This is a genomic window from Rhodoferax sp. SPJ21, from assembly GCF_058216335.1.
The window spans coordinates 1,023,327-1,043,460 of sequence record NZ_JBYZMO010000001.1; the positions used below are offsets into that span (position 1 = coordinate 1,023,327).

General features: G+C 54.1%; 15 protein-coding genes and 2 pseudogenes. 3 read left to right on the plus strand and 14 right to left on the minus strand.

From position 1 onward, the window contains the following. Positions 1-7: 7 nt before the first annotated feature. The 3 genes from AC4BBN_RS04600 to AC4BBN_RS04610 form a co-directional block, all read right to left on the minus strand. On the minus strand, positions 8-1,288 hold the full coding sequence (locus AC4BBN_RS04600) for an ABC transporter substrate-binding protein (protein ID WP_490590771.1): 1,281 nt from the start codon (positions 1,286-1,288) through the stop codon (positions 8-10). 86 nt (positions 1,289-1,374) lie between these two features. Next, on the minus strand, positions 1,375-2,121 hold the full coding sequence (locus tag AC4BBN_RS04605; protein WP_490590772.1) for an SDR family NAD(P)-dependent oxidoreductase: 747 nt from the start codon (positions 2,119-2,121) through the stop codon (positions 1,375-1,377). 16 nt (positions 2,122-2,137) lie between these two features. Then, a complete protein-coding gene (locus AC4BBN_RS04610; RefSeq protein ID WP_490590773.1) occupies positions 2,138-2,935 on the minus strand; it encodes an SDR family NAD(P)-dependent oxidoreductase in 798 nt (265 codons plus the stop codon). A gap of 364 nt (positions 2,936-3,299) precedes the next feature. Between AC4BBN_RS04610 and AC4BBN_RS04615 the strand changes: the two genes are divergently transcribed. Beyond that, complete coding sequence (locus AC4BBN_RS04615) at positions 3,300-4,283, plus strand: NADPH:quinone reductase (protein WP_490590774.1); 984 nt, start codon at positions 3,300-3,302, stop codon at positions 4,281-4,283. Positions 4,284-4,656: 373 nt separating this feature from the next. Here the strand turns inward: AC4BBN_RS04615 and AC4BBN_RS04620 are convergent, their stop codons facing one another. The 3 genes from AC4BBN_RS04620 to AC4BBN_RS04630 all read right to left on the minus strand — a co-directional run bounded on the left by AC4BBN_RS04620 (position 4,657) and on the right by AC4BBN_RS04630 (position 7,433). Beyond that, a complete protein-coding gene (locus tag AC4BBN_RS04620) occupies positions 4,657-5,070 on the minus strand; it encodes an acyl-CoA thioesterase (protein ID WP_490590775.1) in 414 nt (137 codons plus the stop codon). Positions 5,071-5,346: 276 nt separating this feature from the next. Continuing rightward, positions 5,347-6,360 (minus strand): biotin synthase BioB, encoded by a 1,014-nt coding sequence (bioB, locus tag AC4BBN_RS04625; protein ID WP_490590776.1) that lies wholly within the window; start codon positions 6,358-6,360, stop codon positions 5,347-5,349. A gap of 170 nt (positions 6,361-6,530) precedes the next feature. Continuing rightward, positions 6,531-7,433, minus strand: a complete 903-nt coding sequence (locus AC4BBN_RS04630) for a SphA family protein (RefSeq protein WP_490590777.1) — start codon at positions 7,431-7,433, stop codon at positions 6,531-6,533. 1,081 nt (positions 7,434-8,514) lie between these two features. On the opposite strand from AC4BBN_RS04630, the pseudogene AC4BBN_RS04635 reads away from it, so the two are divergent. Further along, positions 8,515-8,823: pseudogene (locus AC4BBN_RS04635) on the plus strand (transposase domain-containing protein); the annotation flags it as partial. Positions 8,824-9,015: 192 nt separating this feature from the next. Here AC4BBN_RS04635 and AC4BBN_RS04640 read toward each other — a convergent pair. The 6 genes from AC4BBN_RS04640 to accB form a co-directional block, all read right to left on the minus strand. Continuing rightward, on the minus strand, positions 9,016-10,248 hold the full coding sequence (locus AC4BBN_RS04640; RefSeq protein ID WP_490590778.1) for a Tm-1-like ATP-binding domain-containing protein: 1,233 nt from the start codon (positions 10,246-10,248) through the stop codon (positions 9,016-9,018). Between the two features lie 81 nt (positions 10,249-10,329). Next, a complete protein-coding gene (locus tag AC4BBN_RS04645) occupies positions 10,330-12,321 on the minus strand; it encodes an acetoacetate--CoA ligase (RefSeq protein ID WP_490590779.1) in 1,992 nt (663 codons plus the stop codon). After that, complete coding sequence (locus AC4BBN_RS04650) at positions 12,318-13,157, minus strand: HAD-IIA family hydrolase (protein ID WP_490590780.1); 840 nt, start codon at positions 13,155-13,157, stop codon at positions 12,318-12,320. The genes AC4BBN_RS04645 and AC4BBN_RS04650 overlap by 4 nt, the downstream gene beginning before the upstream one ends. Beyond that, positions 13,154-14,647 carry a hydroxymethylglutaryl-CoA lyase-like TIM-barrel protein gene (locus AC4BBN_RS04655; RefSeq protein ID WP_490590781.1) on the minus strand — a complete coding sequence of 498 codons (1,494 nt, stop codon included), beginning with the start codon at positions 14,645-14,647 and terminating at the stop codon, positions 13,154-13,156. Before AC4BBN_RS04655 ends, AC4BBN_RS04650 begins: the two co-directional genes overlap by 4 nt. Positions 14,648-14,658: 11 nt before the next feature. Then, positions 14,659-16,053 carry an acetyl-CoA carboxylase biotin carboxylase subunit gene (locus AC4BBN_RS04660; protein WP_490590782.1) on the minus strand — a complete coding sequence of 465 codons (1,395 nt, stop codon included), beginning with the start codon at positions 16,051-16,053 and terminating at the stop codon, positions 14,659-14,661. A gap of 8 nt (positions 16,054-16,061) precedes the next feature. Beyond that, positions 16,062-16,538, minus strand: coding sequence for an acetyl-CoA carboxylase biotin carboxyl carrier protein (accB, locus tag AC4BBN_RS04665; protein WP_490590783.1), 477 nt, complete (start codon positions 16,536-16,538; stop codon positions 16,062-16,064). 256 nt (positions 16,539-16,794) lie between these two features. Between accB and AC4BBN_RS04670 the strand changes: the two genes are divergently transcribed. After that, positions 16,795-17,604, plus strand: a complete 810-nt coding sequence (locus tag AC4BBN_RS04670) for a helix-turn-helix domain-containing protein (protein ID WP_490590784.1) — start codon at positions 16,795-16,797, stop codon at positions 17,602-17,604. 42 nt (positions 17,605-17,646) lie between these two features. Here the strand turns inward: AC4BBN_RS04670 and AC4BBN_RS04675 are convergent. Both AC4BBN_RS04675 and glmS read right to left on the minus strand, forming a co-directional pair. After that, a pseudogene (locus tag AC4BBN_RS04675) lies at positions 17,647-17,999 on the minus strand (hypothetical protein); the annotation flags it as partial. 176 nt (positions 18,000-18,175) lie between these two features. Next, the gene (glmS, locus tag AC4BBN_RS04680; protein ID WP_490590785.1) at positions 18,176-20,056 is read right to left on the minus strand and encodes a glutamine--fructose-6-phosphate transaminase (isomerizing); all 1,881 of its coding nucleotides are present in this window, start codon (positions 20,054-20,056) and stop codon (positions 18,176-18,178) included. Positions 20,057-20,134 lie beyond the last annotated feature (78 nt).

Sequence of the window (20,134 nt, forward strand, 5' to 3'; positions counted from 1 at the left end):
ATGACGATCAAGAGTACGAGATCAGTTTTGAAGTTACAGGCACCTTGGGATCGGCTGCGTTTTCCGTAATGACATAGTCGTATTTGTATTTGGCTCCCGCCGGTGCTTTCACCCATTGGGTACCGATCAGCGGCGCGGTAGCAACGTTGGGAACCGGGCCCTTGGTGAAGTCGATATTTCCAACCATGGTGGTTATCTTGAGCTTGCTCAGAGCCGCCGCGACGCTCGCCTTGTCTTTCGGGTTGGCGCTTGCCTTGAGCGCCTCGAAGCCAACATCCAACAACGACATGGAAGCGCCCATCTGCTGATTCCATTGCTTGTTTGCAGCGACTTCGTATCCTGAAACCAATTGGGCACCGGTTAAGCCGGTCAAGATCGACTTATAGGGAAAATCCTTGTGCCAGTAAGCCGCACTGGATATGTTGAAACCCAGAGAGCCAAGTGCTTCTACATTGGAGGCGAACAAGCCCGTCTTGGCTGCCTGCACGATCTTGACCATCTTCGTATAGCCCTGTTGGGCCGCTTGACGCCAAAACGTCGCAAAGTCAGGTGGAATCGGAAAGGTGTTGAAGATCTCGCACTTTTCAGCCTTGAATTTTGCGATTTGTGCGGAATAGTCGGTTGTACCGGTTTCGTACGGCCCCGCATCCACGATGGTAAAACCAGCCTTTGCCAATGCCGGAGCCAAGTTCGCACGTATGGCATTGCCGTCAGCATCATTCGGGTACAGGGCGCCAACCTTCTTGTTGGTGCTTAGCTTCGCCCACTGTGAAACGTAGGCGGTTACGAACTCGCCGACGCCGAACGAAAAGTGATAAGTCCACTTAAAGGGTGAGGGCTCGCCAGGCTTTGCACCACGGCCAAAATACCAAGCTTCCCAAGGAACGATGGTGGATACGCACGGCACTCCTGCTGCCTCGCAGGCGTCCGAAACCGGATTGACGGTTTCAGGTGCGGAGGTCACAAGTATCAAATCGACCTTGTCGCTATTGATGAGCGTTTTGGCTAATTGGCTTGCGCGTGATGGATCTGACTGCGTATCGCGATCCAGGATTTCAACGCTGTACTTCTTTCCACCGACGACAAGACCACCTTTAAGCGCTTTGCGAGCTTGCTCCAGCACATAGCCGTCCGATTCACCAAAGCCAGCCAGAGGGCCCGTTCGTGGGCTGATAAATCCGATCTTAAGAGTGTTGGCATCTGCCGTTTGAGCGAAGAGCGATGCGGGGCTTAGCATGGCCATTCCCATTGCACCGCCGACACCGAGTACGGCACGTCGGTTGGTCATGGAAACGTCCTCAGCCGAGGATGGTATTGCTTTTATGTTCATAGTTGTCTCCTTGTGGTTTTGAAAGAAATGAGAGCGTGGCTGGCCTACCGAGACAGATACCCACCATCCGCCGCGTAGTAATTGCCTGTGATGAAACTGGCCCTCTCGCTTGCGAGCCAGCAGGCCAATTCCGCAACTTCAGAGACTTCGCCAAGACGCCCAAGCGCATGCAATGAAGCAAGTCCTTGCTGCGCTTCTTCGGGGAGGTTGTCTATGAGCCGCGTTTTAATGAAAGCAGGTCCAACGGCATTGCATCGGATGCCGCTGCGTCCGTACTCCAACGCGACGGTTCGTGTTAGGCCTACAACGCCATGCTTTGCCGCTACGTAAGGCGCGAGCTCTTCATGTCCCGCCTGCCCCAAGATCGATGAAATATTGACAATGGATCCGCCACCACGCCTCAACATGGCAGGTATCTGAAGACGCACACCAAGAAATACACCTGTCAGGTTGATGTCGACAACCTTCTGCCAGGTTTCAGGCGTGTGGTCTGCCGTGTTACGAAATTCCCCACTGATTCCAGCGTTGTTACAGGCAATATCCAAGCCCCCAAAGGTCGATTCAATTTCACTCAATGCTCTGGCGTGGTCGTCATGCCTGGTTACATCAAGATGGCAATATGCGGCACGCCCTCCGGCCCCTTGTATTGCGGCCACCGTCTCGGCACCGGCGTCATCCAGGATGTCGCAGACCATGACGTTTGCACCTTCGCGTGCAAATGTCTCGGAAATCGCGCGTCCAATACCCAAAGCTCCACCCGTGACCAGGGCGGACTTCCCTTTTAGAAGCATAAGATTCCTTGAGTTTTTAACTGACGGTCATGGCGCCGTCGGCCACCAATTCGGCCCCGGACATCCAGCGCGACATGTCCGACGCAAGAAACATGGCCGCATTTGCCACGTCGATCGGTTGCCCCGTAATGCCGAGCGGATGAGCCGCCCTCATTTGGAGATAGGCATCGTCACGATCCTTGAACATGCCCAAGGACACAAAATCAGCCAGCAGCTTTGCGCCCATATCGGTGTCGACAAAACCAGGGTGGATTGAATTGACCCTGATACCGTATCCAAGCCTACCGAACTCGACCGCAGCGGCCTTGGTAAGCAACCTTATGGCACCCTTTGAAGCAGAGTAGACCCCTAAACCTGGTGTACCAATGAGGCCAGCCACTGAAGATATATTGACGATGCTGCCCCCCTTGCCTGCACGGCCTCCGGGCTTCATCGCACGCACAGCTTGCTTGTGCCCCAAGAGAACTCCGGTCACGTTGACCTTCATCAGCTTCTCAATGTCTGCGATCTCAATGTTCTCAATGAAACATGTTTGCTCGATGGCCGCATTATTTACAAGGACGTCCAAGCCACCAAAGGTGTCGATCGCAATGTCGATAACCTTGACCCATGCCGCTTCGTCCGTGGTGTCGTGTGCGGCAAACACCGAAGTGCCTCCCTCCTCATTGATCAGCCTGGAGACCTCTTGCACCTTGGCCACTTGTATGTCGCCCAAAACGACCTTGGCACCCGCCTTTGCGAAGGCACGGGCCACGGCGGCACCGATGCCCCCGGCCGCGCCCGTAACGACGGCTACATTTCCGCTTAAATCCATGGCTCTTGTCTCCTGTTAGGTGTGAGCGGCTTGTTGACCTGCATTCACCAGATCTACGATCTTCTCAATCGCATGCGATATCGAAGGTGTAGTCCTTGTTTGTGTTGCCGATACTGAACGATGCCGGTCTTCGACTGAATAAAAATCCGGCATCTTTTCACCGTGTGAAACCAAGTCCAACGCGCGATCTACTGGATGCCGACTTGATAGGCATCCGTCGCAGTTCAATTCGCTACACTGGTCCTTCGACTTTGGTTCACGCGGCAGCAATCTCCCTCGGATCACAACGAAATGGCGAGGATGAAGCCAGAGTTTCTGATGCCGCTTTTTTGATTGGCTTTCTGTTTCCTCTAAGGAGTCCAAAATGCGCGCAGCATGGTATGAACGAAATGGCAAGGCACACGATGTGCTGATAGTGGGAGAGCTTCCAACGCCTTGTCCTGGCCCCGGTGAAGTTCTGGTTCAACTTCATACTTCAGGCATTAACCCGTCTGACGTCAAGGCACGCCAAAGGCGTCCCCTCAAAGAAAGTCTCATCGTTCCGCACAGTGACGGCGGCGGCGTCATACAAGCGGTAGGAAGCGGCGTTTCCGATAGGCGCGTAGGTCAACGCGTGTGGATATGGAATGGGCAGTGGAACCGTTCCATGGGCACTGCTTGTGAGTTCATTGCTCTACCTGAGTCACAAGCAGTGGCACTTCCGGATGAGGCCGACTTTCAGATTGCAGGCTGCTTGGGAATACCAGCACTCACCGCATTGCATGCAATCAGGATGGCCGGCAATATGGACGGAAAATCAATCCTTGTTACCGGCGCAGGAAATGCTGTTGGACACTACATAGTGCAGCTTGCCCGCCTACGAGGTGCTACGGTGATTGGTACTGCTGGTTCCGAGGAAAGAAGAGCCTTTGCACTGCGTGCCGGTGTCAGTCATCTCATTGATTACAAACGCGAAAGCATTGCAGAGAGAGTCAAGGAGATTACACACGGGGCGGGCGTGAACCTGATCATCGACATGGATTTTTCCACAACAGCAGACCTCATTGGCAAAGGGGTGTTGATGTCGCATAGCACGGTCATTACGTATGGGTCCAATACCGTTGGATCTACAGTGGTTGATTTCAGGACGATGCTCTGGGATTCTCTGGCAATCAAGGCATTTCTGGTGTACGACCTTTTACACGAAGACCGTATCCTGGCTATCACAGAGCTCAATCATTTGCTGCGTTCCAATCAGTTGACTCACGCAATCCATTCAGTGCATAACTTGGACCATATTGTCAAAGCTCACGAAATGGTTGAATCTGGAACAGCCGTCGGGAATGTACTACTGTCGCTTCAGCCATGATATGGCGGTACCTTCACGACAAAGGGCCTGCCACGCCCTATGGCGTGCTGGCTGTAGACAACACGTATATTCATTGCTTGGTGTTTGAACGTCTTGCAATCGGCAGACGACCAATGCTGCGACTCCGTCGCTCTACGCTGATGACGTGGTAGCGTAGTTCAGCTTAGATGCCATATTCTTGTCGATACGTTTCATCTAGCGACGACAGGCGATGCACTCAGGTTGTTGGCGGATCTAACGTTAGTGCAGGTTCGTATGCAGCGATTCGCGCTTATTGCTTGTACTCAGGCGCTGAGGTGAGAATATGAAGATATGGTTCTTTCAACCACTTCGGCCAGATCTTCCTTGTCCAAACTGTGACGGGGTTTCGTGCTCACTCACAAAGTGAGCGTATCCATGAAGGAATCGGTACAGCCTTCAACTGTCCGTCTGCGTTTCGCGCGCAAAAGGCACGTGTCTCGCTAGCTTCACATATTACGGAATCGGCGTGCATTATGACGTGGCGTTGAACAAATACCTTGGCATGCCATTCCATGATTGTTGTATGAATCAGCAGGTTGTCGGTGTAGGTGGCGCTCTTCAGGAAGCGCGAATGAACCTCCAACAATGGAGTTCCTACGAAACCTGATGGATCCCGTATCTGACTCCACGGTGGAACACCACACTCGCGAAAAAAATGAAGCGAGGCCGCATCCATCCAACGAGAAAAGTTTGGGAAAAAAACGATGCCGGCAGGGTCGCAGTCACCAAAATGCACTTGAATAGGAAAGACGGTAGTTTTAGTCAAAGTAGGTCCTTATTGTTCTTAAGTATCCCGAAGGCAAGCAAGGTCTAGTGGATCCACAAACAGCGTGACGCGAGCGGAAATATGTTGGAAGGCACTAAGCTCACTGCGTGCCGCAGCTATGGCAACTACAACCCGGCCTCGGTGCGTTGGGCAGAAAAAAGTTTGGTATTCAATTCGCTGTAAAAGGGGGTGGATGGTCGCTAAAAAAGGCTTCGCCAGGTGGCAGGCGCCCCAATAGAGACGCAGTGTTCTAGAGCGTCGCCGGCACGCCACTCATCACACAGCATTTCCCATAGGGCATAGACCCAAGCGGTCGAACAATGCACGATCACGTGTAGCCTGGGGATTGGCTGTTGTCAAAAGTTTGTCCCCATAGAAGATTGAATTGGCACCCGCAGCGAAACACAGCACTTGCAAGGCTTCATTCATCTGTTCCCGCCCTGCCGACAGGCGGACCATAGCTCGGGGCATCGTGATACGTGCCACGGCAACAGTGCGCACAAATTCGAATGGATCGAGAGATTCAGTTTCCGCCAGCGGCGTACCTTCCACTTGAACTAGATTGTTGATCGGCACCGACTCGGGATACGGCTCGAGGTTCGCCAGCTGCGCTATCAGGCCTGCGCGATGAGTTCGACTTTCACCCATACCAACGATGCCACCGCAGCAAACATTTATACCCGCCGAGCGAACTTCGGCAAGAGTGTCGAGACGATCTTGGTACGTTCGCGTGCTAACAATCCGACTGTAGAACTCCGGCGCACTGTCAAGATTATGGTTGTAATAGTCTAGGCCTGCGTCCTTCAAAGCGCGCGCCTGCTCTCCGTCGAGCATCCCTAGGGTCATACACGTTTCCAAGCCAAGCGCTCGCACTTCTCGTACCATTTCTGTCACTCGGTCCAAGTCCCGCTTCTTGGGACTGCGCCACGCTGCCCCCATGCAAAAGCGTGTCGCGCCCTGCGCCTTGGCTGCCCGTGCGGCTAGCACGACTTCATCAAGCCGCATTAATTTCTCCGCCTGAACATCCGTTTCAAAGTGAGCCGACTGCGGGCAATACCCGCAGTCTTCAGCGCAGCCGCCGGTTTTAATGGATAGCAAGGTCGACAGCTGTACCTCGTTCGCATCAAAGTGTTCACGGTGTACCTGTTGCGCCAAAAAAAGTAAGTCCATAAAGGGCTTTGCATACAAGGCGACCACATCAGCGACCTTCCAACGCTCGATGACGCTGGCCTCGACACGAGGAGCTGTAGCGCGCAAGGACGCTACGGATATATTGGTGATCATCGTCATGTTGTACTTCGAGCAAATGGGAGGTGGAGTTGTCTGAGTATCTGGACGGAAGTACATGCACGAACTACCTGCTGTTGTGTATGACACTGCCGGTTTGCGTTCGACCTCATGTTTTCATTCTCATAAAAGAACGGTTCGAGCCGGGTAGATCGAACCGTCTGTCACAGTGGTTAGAAGGGCAGGATTGCTTTGACTTTCAAGCCGCTGCCTTCTGCGCGATTGCGAACACTAAATTCTTTTTCATACTTCGCCGTCACGAACCAGCCTTTTCCACTGTCGTACTTGATAGAGGGCCCTAAAGCCATCGCACGACCACGCGTATCCGGATCCGAGTACCCGGATACCTTGTCATTGGTCGTCTGCTGATATACGTAGCCACCAAGACCCACGGTCCAGCCGTTTTTCAACCCCCAGCCTGCTGCAAAGTCGACATGCAACTCTTGGCCTGAGCGATAGTTCGTGTCCTTGTTTCTGCCATTGAAGTCGTACATGATTTTTATGTCGCCATTGAAGCCCGACTCCTGCACATAGTTAAGCGCAAACAATGGCTCTATATTCCAATAGTTTCGACCGATATTCGCAATTGATTTTTTGTTGTAATGCCCCGTCGGCGCATTCAGATCAACCGCGACTACATAGTGAAGGTTTGGTGAAAGGTGGTAACCCAGACCCGCGCCGAAGGTCATGTCACCCAAACCTGAATCTGTGTCGCTCGTTCCAAGAACTCGCACTTTCAAATTAACTAACGGTGCGATGGCGTGAAACGCCAATTGGCCGCCAAGCACCTGCTGGTTGGTTACCCACACGATACGCGGAGCGAGCGCTATGGCCTTTACATTGAAGTCGATCGGAACCTCGCTTCCGTTTTTGTCGCGAAGTTTGCTCGCTTCATACTGTGATCCATACAGCAAGTAGTATGTCCCCGGAGGCGGCAAAGCGCCGACCATGTAGTTCTCAACGCCATTAGGGTACATACTCCCACCGCCTTCTGTGGCCAATACCGACGATGAGGCCATCAGGATCAGTGCACCTATTGTTGCAGTAGTTCTTAGCATCGAATGGTCGTTTTTCATATTGTCTCTTTCTTTGGTTTGATCATTTACTTCTGTCTATTTCGACTAATCTTCAGAAGACAGTTTTAGTTTCATAGCGCATAACGGAGTTCACTTCGCGCACTGAGCGCTTAGTTGAAAGTGAATGGGCATATTTGCTCAAGGTTGCTGTGTGCATCTTGTGTGGTGCAGGCATGCTAGGAATGGCGCACAGGCAAAGTTCTCGCGCGTAGTACCCATGAGTGCAAAAAGACAGTGGAGTGCGTTTGAGAGAGCACCATTTGCATTTGGTAGCAAGACAGCTATCTGCACGCACCCCAACTTATAGATCAGCTGTGCTCAGCCAGAGTAGGCAGCAACTAGCCTGATAACTTTTTTCGATTGTGAGGTTCTCTCGGATGGGTGCATCATGGTTGTCTCCTTATTGTTTAGTCTGATTACTTTGGGTGTATGAAATACCCGAGTTCAAGTGTTTCACCATCACTTACACAAGCGTTAACGGTTCCTTATAGATTTTCTCCTAGTGAAAAGCGGTCGCTAGACCTGGTATGGCCGGTAGTCCTGCGGAATTTCAGGAAAGGTCGGCGCACCTGTGCATCCGGTAATCCTGGGTGTGTTCAATTCGGCCCGCATCCCTGTAGCCGAGCTAAGAAGCAAGTCCTGGGAGGATTTCACGCGCGGTGGCTTACCGCAGATGGATTTCATCATTGCCCTGGAATCTGCAAGTGTCGACCAGCATCCCAGGGGGCCGGGTCCACCAGTTACAGCATTCAGGAGCTATCCCTGCGTCCAGTCACCAGGAACTAAAGACGCTAAAGTGATACCCCTTGCCCTGTAACCCTTGTCACCGGCGCTTGGAGATTGCGTTACCAATGCGTATGCGTCCGGCCAGCCCATCTTGGCGAGGGGCGCTATCAGTCCTCGATGCTGCCGGGCGGTGCCCATGGATTCGGTAGTGAATCGCACCGGAATTTGTGGAGGCTCGACACTCTGAAAGGATTGACCCATGAGGAAGTCAAACAAGTTTTCACCCGAGGTTCACGAGCACGCGGTGCGCATGGTGCAAGAGCACCGAGGCGAGCACGCACGCCACCACGAACCGGACCACAGCTTGGTACACCATTCGGACCGCAGGTCGCAATCCGCGGCCATTCGGGACAGCGAACGCTTTGGAAAATATGATATCGAGCCGTCCGTGGGCAGCAAAGGCGACAGCTATGACCATGCCTTGACCGAGACGATTAACGGTTTGTACAAGGATGAACTTATCCACCGTCTCTCGCCATGGCAGACCCCGGAATCGGTGGAGCTAGCAGCCTTGAAAGGTGTGGCTTGGTTCAACCACCACAGACTGCTAGAGCCTATCGGGTATATCCCGCCTACAGAAGCTGAGGCAAACAATTACCGGTAACTCGCCAATCAGGCCACCACTGTGGCGGCCTGACTTAAACCAACTAGCGTCCGCGATAACCGGAGCGACTCACCAGGCCGGCCGGTCAGCCTGCCGCAACCAAGGTATGTCAGCCGGACACGTACCGATAGGCTGCGTGCAGACAACGTCGCGAGACGGAGATAGTCGCGCCAAGACTGGCTTACCGGGCGCCTACGTCCTGACCGCTATGCCCTTAGTCATCGCCAAAACATGGGCGACGATTGCATCGGCGAATTCATGGTCATTGATATGGCAGTCATATTCAGTCACGCTAACTGAAGTGGGAAGTTCTTCCCTGATCGCCTTTGCAAATACCGGGCAGAGCGATGGATCATGGAGATGTCCTTCTGGACTGTCGTGGTGAGAGAATCCCTTCAGTGGAACCAGAAAGGAAACGGGTCCTTTTGCTTCTTTAATCAATCCACCCAGGTGTTTCGCCAAGGCCAGCAACTCACCTGCTTCGGTGCGAACAGCAGTCAACGCGTGGTTATGCATGTGGTAGCGCTTGCCCGGGAACTGTGACTTAGCCATGTCGATGGGGCCAGACACCATGAAGTCTGCATTGCCCGGCGCAAAGACAACTGGAATTCCTTTTTCAAGAGCGACTTTGGAACGGTCTGGGCCAGCACTGCAGAGTCCGTGATTGAGGAAATCGTTGTGTTCCACCAAGGATGTATCTACCACTGCCACGACGTCGCGCTCCTTGACAATTTGGTCCAGTGCCATTCCGCCTGTCCCAAGGGTGTGAAAGACCATGACCTCGAAGCCCTGTTTCTCCAACGCCTTTCGAACCCGGACGGTGCACCGGTCAATCGTACTGAGTGTTCCCATGGCGATCAGCGGCTTGGGTTCAATGCGTTGGGGGGAGAACTCTTTTGCTATGGCGGCTACCGCGATAGCTGCATTGCGAAATACGTCGCGTGTGATGCTGTTGAGTCCAGCAATGTCGCAAACCGGGTTGACCATAATGATGTCTTTTGAACCGACAAATGGACGGGTAAAACCCGAGGCCATTGTCGACACCATGACTTTTGGAATTCCGTAGGCAAACTGCTGCATGACAACGGTAGCCAGAGAAGTTCCCATGGACCCCCCAACGCCTATGATGCCGCTAATGGGGGTCTTTGCGTGGGTCTCCAGAGCACATTTAACTGAGCCTTCAATCATGACTGCCTGGCTTTTTCCTTCATGGCCAAGGTCCCGCACTTCCTGGATAGTCTTTCCTGCAGCATGCGCAATAGCCTCTGGAGAAATTTCAACCGCAGAATCGGTGGACTCACGTATGCTGGCGTCCAAATGAATGACGTCGACTCCATGTGATTCAAGCGTCTCCCTTATGAAGTGGGCTTCGACAGCTTTTGTATCGAGGGTCACGATCATCAAGACCTTGGGTTTGGCGTTCATTATTTGTCTCCTTATATTGGCAAAACTGCCGTTTTTAAAATGCAAAGGCTGTACTGAGCAGCCACATCAGGTATGCACCACCTAAGAGGGGTTCAACTCTTTCGCCAGGCGCACAAAGAAGTCAAAACTCGCGGGGTTTGCCATGGCATCCGAATGTGCGACTTTGTGAGCAGGTGCACCCAGCAGCAGTCGTCGCACCGGAACCTCCATCTTCTTTCCGGTAAGCGTTCGCGGTACTTCATCAATTTGATGGATTTGGTCCGGTACATGCCGTGGTGAAGCTTTGGTGCGGATCTCGGCTGAAATACGTTTGCGCAGTTCGTCGTCGAGCGTGACGCCCTGGTGCAGCACAACAAACAAAGGCATGCTGGATGGCCTGCCCAGAAACTCCAGATCCACAACCAAACTGTCCCGAACTTCCGGCAATGACTCTACGACCCTGTATATCTCCGCCGTACCCATGCGGATGCCGAATCGATTAATGGTGGAATCGGAACGTCCATAAATGACACTGCTTCCGCGTGCACTGAAGCGTATCCAGTCACCGTGCCGCCATAAGCCTGGATACATTTCAAAGTAGCTCTCCAAGTAGCGTTGGTTGTCCTTGTCGTTCCAGAAGAACACCGGCATAGACGGCATCGGCTTGGTGATAACAAGTTCGCCCACTTCGTCCACTACGCTTTGCCCAGCCTCGTTAAAGGCATAGGCCGCAACGCCCAATTCGCGGCATTGAATCTCACCGGCTACAACGGGCAAGCTCGGCGCACAGGCCACAAACCCGGACGCAATGTCAGTGCCACCGCTAACGGATGCGAGCCATAAATCTGATTTCACTGCGGAATAGACCCACGTATAGGCATCCGCAGGAAGTGGCGAACCTGTGGCATTGATGCTTCGAAGGAAGTCAAACTGCGCGAAATCCCTCGGTTTGAGCCCGTCCTTCATGCAATTGATGAGAAACGCAGCACCACATCCGAAAAGACTTACACGCTGCTCGTCGATGAACTTCCAGATGGACTTGTTGTCGGGCCACGCCGGATTACCGTCATAGAGAACAATCGTGGCACCTGTCAGAAGCGCGCCTATCTGCAAATTCCAAACGATCCAGCCTGTGCCGCCCAAGAACATCAACCGGTCAGCCGGACGCAAGTCATGCTGCAAGGCCATGGTCTTCAGGTGCGTCAAAACAATGCCGCCATGGCTGTGGACTATCGGTTTTGGAAGCCCGGTCGTGCCGGAGGAGTACACCACCCACAAGGGGTGTGCAAAGGGAACCCTGTCAAAGGTGAGCTCTGCATCCATTGCAATGGCTGCATCCCAACGGACAAGGTTGGGCCATGGGTTCGGCTGGGCCTGATCGGCCAAGGGACCACGGACGTGCACCACGTTGGCAACCGAGGGCAAGCCCGAAACAAGCTGCGCAACCACGTCACTCCGATCGTGCAGCTTGCCGTTGTAGCTGTAGCTATCAATGGCAAATAGCAGCTTTGGTTCAATCTGTTTGAAACGATCCAGCACCACGCTAACACCCATGTCCGGAGCACAGCTGGACCAAATGGCTCCTATGCTTGCACAGGCCAGAAAAGCGATAACGGTTTCAGGGCGATTGGGCATATAGGAGGCAACGCAGTCCCCACGCGATATGCCTAGCCGCCTTAACGTGGCAGCAAGTGCACCCACATCCCTTTTCAGGGTCTGCCAAGACACTTCATGCGTGCCGAGGTCTTCGCTCCTCGCGATGATTGCAGGTCGGGCGTCGTTAGCCTGAAGAAATACGTTCTCAGCGTAGTTCAGGCTGGTGTTGGGGAACCACTGCGCCCCAGGCATGGTGCGTGAACCGAGTACAGGTTGGTTGGAACCACTGGCCAAAACGTTGAAGTATTCCCATATGCAAAGCCAGAACGTGTCAATGTCATCTACGGACCATTGCCACAAGGCTGCATAGTCGGAAAAAGCGACGCCTTTGTGTTGTTCAAGCCACTGCTGAAATGCAAATAGTCTGGCACTCTGGACCTGCGCATTGCTGGGGATCCAAAGCACATTTTCAGAGCTGTCAATACCTGTATCCATCATGTGAGCATCTCCAGCAACTTGTCGATTCCAGAAAGGGAAAAGTGGGGCTGGATGTCTGCTCCAAGCGCGGCAAAATCTGCTGCCGTTGCAAGGCCTGTTTGCACACCCACAGAAATAGAACCGCCACGCACCGCCATCGCGTTTTCAAGTCCCGGGTCGTCCCCCACTATGACGAGATCCTTGGGATGCAGATTCAAACGAACACTCGCTACGTTGAGTGCATGGGTCGATGGCTTTCCAACGATCACTGCATTCTTTCCCGTGATGCTCCTAACTGCTGCAGCGATAGCGCCTGAAATGCCTATCGTCCTTCCTTCGCGACTCGCAACGTAAGGGGCTTTGGAGACTGTGAAGAATGCGGCACCGTTCCAGATGGCGCGTGTTGCAGCTTCGAGATCCGGCAAGGTAAATTCGGGGTACCAGCCAATGAACACGGCATCGGCGTCATCCGCCCTTTCGGGGGCGCGAACCACATCAAAGCCGGCTTCTTCCAATGGGGAGTAGACGCCCTTACCACCCAGAACCAATATCTTCTTGTAGCGCTTTTGCTTAAATAGCGTCACGGCAATGCTTACCGGCGTGAGGGTGAGTTGCTCTTCAAATTGGAGCCCAATATTGGCAAGCTCTGTGTTAAGTACACGCGGATGCTTCGTTGATCCATTGGTAAAGGCAGCAACAGGAACACCGCGCTTACGAAGCAAAGCGATCAGTTCCACAGCACCCGGCAAGGCCTTGTATCCACTGAGTTTCTTGTCGGCCAAGGCCAAGGTGCCATCGACATCAAAAATGAAACCCTTTGCATTCAACAGTCTATGCATAGCGTTGTTCGTGGTCATTCGCCGCTCCCGTCTGAGGACTGGCTGGTGCTCAGTTCCAACTTGAATCCCGTGCGTTCGATGGTTGCGTGGGTGACGTCAGGGCGTGAGGAAAGTTCCTTCACCAGTTTCTCAACGGGACTCCACAAGGGGTTGTAGCCTTGCTGGCAAGGTCCTGTAGCAAGCATCGCATCCACTTGCTCCTGCGGCATGGTCGCGCGCAAGATAAACTCTTCGTCGGATATGGTGGAAGAAAAGCGTTTGCGCAGTTCACTCAGTTCAGGCATGCCTTGTGTCGCAGATAACTCACGAGCCCTCGGCAACTGCTGGATACGGTCCAATACATTGGGATCCATCGGTGCAGGAGGGGTTCCAAACAGTCCCAGTGCGTAGCGAATCACCTCATCGGGTACGTTTGCATAGCGCTCCGGCGCAAGAACGTTCATAACAGCCATGGTTCCAACGACCTGCGAGAACGGTGTAACCATGATGGGAAATCCGAGCTCAGCCCTTACACGGGCCACCTCTTCGTAGACATCATTCAGGCGATGCTCCTGACGCATTTCACGAAGCTGACGCTTCATGGTTCCAATCATTCCCCCAGGCAGCTGGTGCTGGAAGTACCGCATATCAAACTCTTGCGGGACCCCCTCAGGAAGTCCTTCGGCTTTTGCCAGCTTTGAAAAGTAGCTACTGACCCGCGCCGCTGCTTCCATGTCCAGGTCAACCGGAACACCTTGGCTTTGCAGATTGGAAACCACGTTTTCCAATGCTGGCTGACTAGTGCCATTACCCAGCGGACGCGCTGCGGTGTGCAGCGCTTCGACACCGAGCCCATGGGCTTCTGCATAGGTGAATGCTGCTAAACCAATGGTGCAGTGCGAATGGAGTTCCAACGGCTTGTTGCCAATTGCCTTCTTCAGCGCAGGTAGCAGCGTACGGGCTCGCTCAGGGGTTAAAAGTCCACCCGGATCTTTCAGGTAAATCCGCTGAATGCAGGGCTCGTCTGCCAAGGTCTTGGCCAGAGTTGCGAATAGCTTGTCGTCATGAATGGGGCTAACGGTGTAGACAACGGCGCCTACAATTTCTCCCGCACCAGCCGTATGCATTGCACGCGCGCTGGATATAACGGCTTGCATGTTGTTCATGGGATCCATCACCATGAATCGCTCAATGCCGTTGCGTACGAGCAATTGATAGGACAAGGCCATAAGCTCAGGATGGGCTGTTTCCCATGAGATGAAGCGCATACCAGTCGACAAGAAGCTCAACTTTGTGTTGGGCATCAGGGCCTTCATCTTGCGCATGCGCTCCCACGGGTTTTCCTTGTGGAACCGGACGTTAACGGCCATGTGCGTACTGGTGCTGAAATCCAGCGCATGGTAGCCAACCCGATCTAGCTCTGGTGCGATTTCCAGCATCATGGGCGTGCGCAGTCCAGTTGCCCCCCAAAGACTCTGGTTTCCATCGCGAAGTGTGGTGTCGATGAACTGCAGTTTGGATTGAGTCATTTCACTATTCCTTATTTGGAGGCTCGTGCAGTTGCACGGTCTACTAGATAGCGACCGAGAAACCCCGTATCCACTCCACCATGCGTGAATTCCGCTGTAGCAAGAATTTCTCGATGCAGCGTGATGTTTGTCTTGATGCCATCAAGTTGAATTTCGGAGAGGGCAGACTCCAGCATCGCCCTTGCTTCCTCTCTGGTGTTCGCTGTTGCAATGAGCTTTCCGATCATCGAGTCGTAATAGGGCGGTATCAGTGCACCTGTCTCGATGTGGGTATCAATGCGCAAGCCGGCCCAAGCGGGAAAGTGTGCTCGTGTAATTCGGCCTGGAGAAGGGCTGAAGTCATTTTCTGTATCTTCGGCATTGAGCCTGCACTCTATGGAATGACCGTGCAACTTCACCTCTGACTGCTTCATACTCAACTTATTGCCGTTAGCAATAGCGATCTGTTGGGCTACGAGGTCAAGACCGGTGATCATTTCGGTAACCGGATGCTCCACCTGTATGCGGGCATTCATTTCCAAAAAGTAGAAGCTTTGACGCTGTACATCCACCAAAAATTCGATGGTCCCTAGACTGCGATAGCCAATATGTTTTGAGAATCTAATCGCAGCCTCATGAAGATCCCTGCGCATGGAATCTGGCAAATGGGGCGCAGGCGCTTCTTCAATAACCTTCTGGTAGCGTCTTTGGACTGAGCAATCACGGTCACCCAGATGAATGACATCTTCCCCATCACCAAGAACCTGTACTTCGATGTGCCGTCCCTGTGTGACAAAACACTCCACGTAGACCCGGCCATCACCAAATGCGGCCAATGCTTCGGAGCTTGCAAGGTCGAACAATGCCGTCACCTCGCTGGAAGAATTTGCCCGCTTAAGTCCGCGCCCGCCACCGCCGCCAACTGCTTTGATGAGGACAGGGTATCCAATTTTTTCTGCCATCTGCAGCGCAGCTTCAAGCGTTTCGACGGGGCCACCGGGAACGATGGGAACCTGTGCTTCTTCAGCAATGCGCCTGGCCTCCAGTTTGTTTCCAACTCGCTCGATTTGTTCAGAAGTCGGGCCAATGAAAATCAACCCATTCTCTTCACATGCTCGCGCAAATTCAGAACGCTCGGACAGGAACCCATAACCAGGATGTATGGCCTGTGCACCTGTGCCTCGCGCTGCTTCAATCAGTGTGCCAATGCGCAGGTAGCTGTCGCTTGCGCGTGCGGGGCCAATGCACACGACGCGATCAGCAAGTTTTGCACCCATGCTGTTTTTGTCGGCAGTAGAAACCGCCAAGACCGACTCAATGCCAAGCTTCTTCAGTGTTCGGATGACCCGTACAGCGATCTCCCCACGGTTGGCTACCAAGACGCGCGCAATCTTTGTCGATTGGTATAAATTTAAATTGCTTGTCATGGCAGTATTTACACAGGGCGCACGCGCATCAACACTTGATCAAACTCAACCAGCTCACCATCACTGACCAATGTCTCGACAACTGTCCCCTCAACACCCGCAGATACAGAATTCATGAGTTTCATGACTTCAACAATGCCGATCACGGTGTCTTTCGTGACTGTGCTACCAGGCGAGACAAACGGATCCGATCCTGGTTTAGGAGCGCCATAAAAGGTTCCAAGCATTGGCGCCTTCACTTCAATCAGTCCAACGTTCTGCGCTGCGTCTCGCAACGGTGCGGGCGGCGTTGACACTTGAGCTGGAGGGGCGGCCTTCGTGATGGAAACTGGACGTGGGCTTGGGCGATTGGACGCCGAACTGTCACCCGCACCATTTCTCCGTATATTGAGCTTTACACCCTCAGCCTCTAGGCTCAGTTCGTCAAAATGTGATGCATCCAACAGTTGAATGATGCGAACAACGTCGTCATGTGAAAGGCTCATAGGTACTCCAAGTCAAATCCCAAAGGACAATAGATTTGTAAAGAACGTGCTCAGGGAGTCCTGTGCCCGTTCAAAACAAGAAATCAATGAAATGGAGGAGACCTGCGAACGAATTCGCGCTCTATGCACGGCCGTGTATGACCCGTACATAGTGCTTGTCTCCTCTACTCTTTACTTATGGCGGCAAGTGTTGCCGCTGTGGTTTGATCCTGCTACCATCACGCAGCAAGTTTTCAACAGGTGAAAAGTACATTGCATGCGTGAATACAAGGTAAAAACCATTAGGGCACTTGATCGTGGGCTTGAAGTTCTCGATTTTTTACACAAGGCACGTAGCGCAAGTCTTCACGATCTGCATCTTGCAACTGGCCTGCCAAAAGCAACGCTCACCCGGATGGTGGTTACGCTTGAGAAGCGCAACTTGTTATGGCAGCGGGTCGAAGACGGTGCTTACATGGCGAGTCATACGTTTCAGCCGCGCCCTTCGCAGATGAACGATGAGAATTTTCTTGTTGAAACTGCATCACCTGTCATGGAGCGCCTTTGCAAGAAGGTGAATTGGCCTTCGATACTGGCGGTCCCCAGGCTGGATTACATGGAAGTAATCGAAACGAACCGTCCCAAATCGTACTTTTCGCACATCCCGATCGGGCCTATTGGTTTCCGGATCAATATGCTGCGTTCGGCAAGCGGTAGAACCTACCTGGCTTTTTGTAGCGAGAGCGAAAGGGCTGCAGTGCTTCAACGCTTGGTGGCCAGTGAAGATCCAGGTAATTACCTGGCACACAGACCGTCCATGATCAAGAAGTTAATTGCTGAAACACAGAAGCTGGGGTACGGGGTGCGTGCTACAGACTTTGGCGGTCACTTTGACAAGACTCGTCGGGAGTCCGACGACGGTCGCGACTCTATTGCTGTTCCGATATGGGCAGGAACTGAGGTGGTAGCAGCAATCAACCTCACTTGGATGCACAAAGCTGCAACCGTTGAGCAGATTGTGAAAAGCCATCTTGCTTCGGTCAAAGAGGCGTCGCAGGAGATAACGGAAAAGCTGATGGCTCAGTAGTGCGCTGGTCAATCTATTTCGGAAAAATCAGCGTATTAATTTTTAGGAATGTGGGCATGATTCGCATCGACTGCAAAGTCGCTCAAGAATTACTGCAATCCCCTGCCCCACAGCAATGCACATGGTTGCCGTTGCGGAGTGTCCGTCACACTTATGCCACTGGTTGACGGCACTTATTACTGAACGGGTACCTGACGCGCCGAGCAGGTGCCCCAAAGCAATCGCACCTCCCCAACGGTTCACGCGGGGGCGTAGTCGTACAAACCGAGTAACCGCAATACCGCCGTCAGGCGTTGGGCAGCGAAGACTTCATTGCGCTTAGTCAAATCCATCTGCGCCAGCGTCAAGCCTGTTAGAGCGAATACTGTTTGGAACAGAGTCGGTTCAGGCGGTATTTTTTATTCCTGATGGGCACTAACTGCCATGCGGGCAAGGGCGCCGACCGGTGATCATCACGACTATTTTTTCGACCTAGCAACGGTTACACATCATGATTGACAAAGGAAATCGCGACGGACCCTATTTCTGCTAGACAAACCTTATTTCCCCCGATCGAAGCAGACACTGCCCCTCACTCCACCGTCACGCTCTTAGCCAGGTTCCTTGGCTTATCGACATCAGTCCCCCGCGCGCAAGCCGTGTGGTACGCAAGCAGTTGCAGCGGCACGACATGCAGCAACGCAGACAGCGCGCCGTAGTGCTCGGGCATGCGGATCACGTGCAGGCCTTCGCCGCTGGCGATGTGGGAGTCGGCGTCAGCCAGCACGTAGAGCACGCCGCCACGGGCACGCACTTCCTGCAGATTGCTTTTCAGCTTCTCCAGCAGTGCGTCGTTGGGGGCCACGGCCACGACTGGCATTTCGCTGGTGACCAGGGCCAAGGGGCCGTGCTTCAGCTCGCCGGCGGCGTAGGCTTCGGCGTGGATGTAGGTGATTTCCTTAAGCTTGAGCGCGCCTTCCAGGGCGATGGGGAAGTGCAGGCCACGGCCCAGAAACAGCGCGTTTTCCTTCACCGCGAAGTCTTCGGCCCAGGCGATGATTTGCGGCTCTAGCGCCAGCACGGCTTGCAGCGCGGCGGGTAGGTGGCGCATGGCTTTCAGGTGGCCGGCTTCTTCCTCTTCGGTCAGGCGGCCCTTGGACTTGGCCAAGGCCAGGGTCAACAGAAACAGGCCTGCGAGCTGGGTGGTGAAGGCCTTGGTGGAGGCCACGCCGATCTCCACACCGGCGCGGGTGATGTAGGCCAGCTTGCATTCACGCACCATGGCCGAGGTGGACACATTGCACACCGTCAGCGTGTGCTGCATGCCCAGGCTTTGGGCGTGGCGCAGCGCAGCCAGGGTGTCGGCGGTTTCGCCGGACTGGGTGATGGTGACCACCAGGGTCTTGGGGTTGGGCACCGAATCGCGGTAACGGTATTCACTGGCAATCTCCACCTGGGTTGGAATCTTGGCAATGCTTTCCAGCCAGTACTTGGCGGTGCAGCCGCTGTAGTAGCTGGTGCCGCAGGCCAGGATCAGCACCGAGTCGATCTCTTTGAAAACGGCTGCGGCATCTCCTGCGTTCGGGCCTTCAAACAGGCCGGGCACGATGGCCGTCACGCCTTCCAGCGTGTCACCGATGGCGCGGGGCTGCTCGAAGATTTCCTTCTGCATGTAGTGGCGATAGGGGCCCAGCTCGGCTGCGCCGCTGTGGGCGTGCACGGTCTTGACCACGCGTGTGACGGGCTTGTGGGCCTTGTCCACGATCCAGTACTTGCCCATTTGCACGTCCACCACATCGCCCTCTTCCAGGTAGACGATCTGGTCGGTCACGCCGGCCAGGGCCATGGCATCACTGGCCAGGAAGGTTTCGCCCTGGCCCACGCCCAGGATCAAGGGCGAACCGGCGCGCGCGCCGATGACGCGGTGCGGCTCGTCCTTGCAGAACACGGCAATCGCGTAGCCGCCGTGCAGATGCAACACCGCCGCCTTCACGGCCTCAAACAGGTCGCCGTTGTACAGGCTGTCCACCAGGTGGGCGATGACTTCGGTATCGGTCTGGCTGGTAAAGACATAGCCCTTGGCCTGCAGCTGGGCGCGCAACTCTTCGTGGTTTTCAATAATGCCGTTGTGCACCAGGGCAATGCGGCCGGCGCGGCTGGCGGAATCGGCGCCGGGACCGTGGCTGAAATGCGGGTGCGCGTTGTGCACGGCCGGGGCGCCGTGGGTGGCCCAGCGGGTGTGGGCGATGCCAGTGCCGCTTTCCAGCTTGTCTTCACTCACCTGCGTCATCAGCTCGGCCACGCGCGAGGTGCTGCGGGCGCGCCGCAGGGTGCCGGTGTGCTGTGCATCCGGGCCCATGCCTTGCACGGCCACGCCGCAGGAGTCATAACCCCGGTATTCCAGCCGCTGCAGGCCCTGGACCAGGATGGGGACGATATTGCGGGTAGATACAGCGCCGACGATGCCACACATAAAAGACTCCAACAGTTTGTTTGTGCCGGCATGTTAAGCCTGAGCGCCTAAAGATTGGTTTCAATATTTCACGATAAA

Coding starts and splice junctions, on each gene's coding strand:
- AC4BBN_RS04600 (WP_490590771.1), bottom strand. CDS start 1,288: ATGACCAACCGACGTGCCGTACTCGGTGTCGGCGGTGCAATGGGAATG.
- AC4BBN_RS04605 (WP_490590772.1), bottom strand. CDS start 2,121: ATGCTTCTAAAAGGGAAGTCCGCCCTGGTCACGGGTGGAGCTTTGGGT.
- AC4BBN_RS04610 (WP_490590773.1), bottom strand. CDS start 2,935: ATGGATTTAAGCGGAAATGTAGCCGTCGTTACGGGCGCGGCCGGGGGC.
- AC4BBN_RS04615 (WP_490590774.1), top strand. CDS start 3,300: ATGCGCGCAGCATGGTATGAACGAAATGGCAAGGCACACGATGTGCTG.
- bioB (WP_490590776.1), bottom strand. CDS start 6,360: ATGACGATGATCACCAATATATCCGTAGCGTCCTTGCGCGCTACAGCT.
- AC4BBN_RS04630 (WP_490590777.1), bottom strand. CDS start 7,433: ATGAAAAACGACCATTCGATGCTAAGAACTACTGCAACAATAGGTGCA.
- AC4BBN_RS04640 (WP_490590778.1), bottom strand. CDS start 10,248: ATGAACGCCAAACCCAAGGTCTTGATGATCGTGACCCTCGATACAAAA.
- AC4BBN_RS04645 (WP_490590779.1), bottom strand. CDS start 12,321: ATGATGGATACAGGTATTGACAGCTCTGAAAATGTGCTTTGGATCCCC.
- AC4BBN_RS04650 (WP_490590780.1), bottom strand. CDS start 13,157: ATGACCACGAACAACGCTATGCATAGACTGTTGAATGCAAAGGGTTTC.
- AC4BBN_RS04655 (WP_490590781.1), bottom strand. CDS start 14,647: ATGACTCAATCCAAACTGCAGTTCATCGACACCACACTTCGCGATGGA.
- AC4BBN_RS04660 (WP_490590782.1), bottom strand. CDS start 16,053: ATGACAAGCAATTTAAATTTATACCAATCGACAAAGATTGCGCGCGTC.
- accB (WP_490590783.1), bottom strand. CDS start 16,538: ATGAGCCTTTCACATGACGACGTTGTTCGCATCATTCAACTGTTGGAT.
- AC4BBN_RS04670 (WP_490590784.1), top strand. CDS start 16,795: ATGCGTGAATACAAGGTAAAAACCATTAGGGCACTTGATCGTGGGCTT.
- glmS (WP_490590785.1), bottom strand. CDS start 20,056: ATGTGTGGCATCGTCGGCGCTGTATCTACCCGCAATATCGTCCCCATC.